Source organism: Clostridium sp. CTA-19 (assembly GCF_054767855.1).
Genome location: NZ_BAAABH010000094.1, coordinates 1 through 584, shown reverse-complemented (window position 1 = coordinate 584; position 584 = coordinate 1). Strand labels below are relative to the sequence as shown.

1 protein-coding gene is annotated in these 584 nt (G+C 27.2%); it reads left to right on the top strand.

Features of this window, described 5'->3' with window-relative positions; genetic code table 11:
* On the top strand, positions 1-465 hold a 465-nt coding region (locus ACYUE0_RS17770; protein WP_460271944.1), incomplete at its 5' end, for an RNA-guided endonuclease InsQ/TnpB family protein.
* Between the last annotated feature and the right edge of the window lie 119 nt (positions 466-584).

The window sequence follows — 584 nt, the reverse complement described above, 5'->3', positions numbered from 1 at the left end:
TTAAAAATAAGAAATAAAAATAATAAGGAGGGAGCTACTAGACAAAATATCCAAAAGCAAGTAGTTAAGGTACAGAAAATCCATCAAAGATTATATAATATTAGAAATGATTATAATAATAAAATAGTTTCAGAACTAGTGAAAATCAAGCCAGTTTTTATAACTATAGAAGATTTAGCTATTTCTAATATGATTAAGAATAAGCATTTATCTAAAGCTATACAACAACAAAAATTGTATGACTTAAGAAATAAACTTATTTCAAAATCACATCAAAATAATATTGAAATAAGACAAGTGAGTAGATGGTATCCATCATCTAAACTTTGTAATAAATGTGGAAGCATAAAAAAGGACTTAAAGCTTTCAGATAGAGTATATAATTGCAAGTGTGGTTATCGTTTTGATAGAGATGCAAATGCTTCATATAATCTCAGAGATGCAAAAGAATATAAGATTATCTAACGTTAAATAGATACTTATATATGTACCGTTGGCTAAATGGGAATTTAAGCCTGTGGAGTGCTATATAAACCAAAGTAGCTTCGGCAAAATGGAGTACATTGAAACAGGAAAAATCTCAA